Here is a 2,162-nt window from a genome sequence, read left to right as displayed (position 1 = left end):
CGCCCTAACGGGCGCTAAAGGGGCCTATCCATCCCATGACTAAAGTCACGGGATTTCCGGCCAAACATCATTAAAAAGACGGTCGCCATGCTCAAACCAATGGATATTCCCGAAACCGAGATCGCTAAAAAGATCCAGCAGACGTTTGACCTGTCCGATCAGGAAGCAGCCGACATGATCAACACTAAGTAAAAATTTAGTAAAACAATTAGTAAATTTTTCTATTAAAAGTAATCTGCGGTATACTAGACAGCAGAGAAAAGAGTAAAGGAGACTTCACTGTGAGCTGGAAAGATACCTATCAAGTATGGAAAGAGCGGACGGATCTCGATCCGCAATTAAAGCAAGAATTAGACGCCATGAACGATGACAAGGAAATTGAGGATGCCTTTTATGGTCCCCTGTCATTCGGGACAGCAGGGATGCGTGGCCTGATGGGACCCGGAATCAACCGGATGAACATCTACACGGTTCGTCAGGCTACTGAAGGGTTAGCAACCCTGATGGACTCTTTGGGTGACGACGTTAAGAAGCGGGGGGTTGCCATTGGTTACGACTCCCGTCACCATTCCTACCAATTCGCCCATGACTCTGCCCGGGTTCTCGGGGCCCACGGCATCAAGGTCTACATTTACGATAATGTTCGGCCAACCCCAGAACTTTCCTTCGCCGTTCGTGACAATCATACTTATGCCGGAATCATGATCACGGCTAGTCACAACCCTAAGGAATACAATGGTTACAAGATCTACGGTGAAGACGGTGGTCAGATGCCGCCAAAGGAATCTGACATGATGACCGGCTACATCCGGAAGATCAGCGACATCTTTGACATCAAGCTGGCTGATGAACAAGAAATGCTCAACAGCGGCCTGGAAACGGTCATGGGTGAAGATGTCGACCACGCCTACCTGCAACACGCCAAGGAAGTCACAGTTAACCCTGAACTGGCCAAGGAATACGGCAAGGGCATGAAGTTCGTCTTCACGCCACTCTGCGGGACTGGTCGGATGCTGGGTGAACGGGCCTTGCGTCAAGCCGGCTTCACCAACTTCACGATTGAACCAACCGAAGCCCAACCCAACGGTGACTTCCCCGGTCTGGAGCACCCAAATCCAGAGTTCCCAGAAGCCTTTGTGCGGTCCATTAAGCTCGGTAAGCAAATTGACGCCGATGTCCTGATCGCTACTGACCCAGATGCCGACCGGCTGGGTTGTGCCGTTCGGCAGCCAAATGGCGAATATCAGTTGTTGACGGGGAACCAGATTGCCTCCATCATGCTGCACTACATCCTGGAAGCTCACAAGCAGGCTGGGACGCTGCCAAAGAACGCGGCGGCAGTTAAGTCGATCGTTTCCACGAACTTTGCGGCTAAGATCGCCGAGAGCTACGGGGTATCAATGATCAATGTCCTGACCGGGTTCAAGTGGATTGCTGACCAGATTCACCAGTACGAGACGGGCAAGGCTGACCACACCTTCATGTTTGGTTTCGAAGAGAGTTACGGTTACCTGGTAAAGCCATTCGTCCGGGATAAGGATGCTATCCAATCCCTGACCCTGCTGGCTGAGGTTGCTGCCTACTACCGGAGCCGGAACATGACCCTGTACGATGGTCTGCAAGAACTCTTCAAGAAGTATGGTTACTTCCGTGAAAAGACGATTGCCAACACCTACGCCGGGGTTGACGGCCCAGCTAAGATCCAAGGTCTGATGAAAAAATTCCGTGAAGAAGCACCAAAGGACTTCGCTGGTCACAAGGTGGTTGTTACCGAAGACTTCTCCAAGGGTACCAAGACCACGGCTGATGGAAAGGTTAGTGAACTGGGCATTCCAGAATCTAACGTGCTGCGGTATGTCTTAGACGACGAGACCTGGATCGCTATCCGGCCATCTGGGACGGAACCAAAGCTGAAGTTCTACATCGGCACCAGTGCGGACTCCCTGGACAAGGCCAACGCCAAGTTAGCGGACTTTGAGAAGGCCCTGCAAGCATTCGCCGAAGAATAAAATTCATAAAGATGTGAAAAGCACTACTAGGTTCAGCCTATTGAACCTGGTAGTGCTTTTTTGTTTACTAAGGGTGACGTCAACCACCACGCCCTAAAGGACGTGGCTTGTGAGCAAACACCCTTCTGATGAGTGCTTGAACCACAATTTGCA

Annotated in this window: 1 protein-coding gene; it reads left to right on the top strand. The window is 51.0% G+C overall.

Annotation, left to right across the window (positions count from 1 at the left end; all coding sequences use genetic code 11):
• Positions 1–281 precede the first annotated feature (281 nt).
• Positions 282–2,009: a phospho-sugar mutase gene (locus QOS10_RS09145; RefSeq protein WP_283595167.1), complete on the top strand. Its 1,728-nt coding sequence runs from the start codon at positions 282–284 to the stop codon at positions 2,007–2,009.
• Positions 2,010–2,162: the final 153 nt, after the last annotated feature.

It is taken from the genome of Limosilactobacillus galli, from assembly GCF_947381495.1.
Taxonomy (GTDB): domain Bacteria; phylum Bacillota; class Bacilli; order Lactobacillales; family Lactobacillaceae; genus Limosilactobacillus; species Limosilactobacillus galli.
The sequence above is the reverse complement of the archived record's forward strand: the minus strand, read 5'-3'. Positions and strand labels throughout refer to the sequence as shown.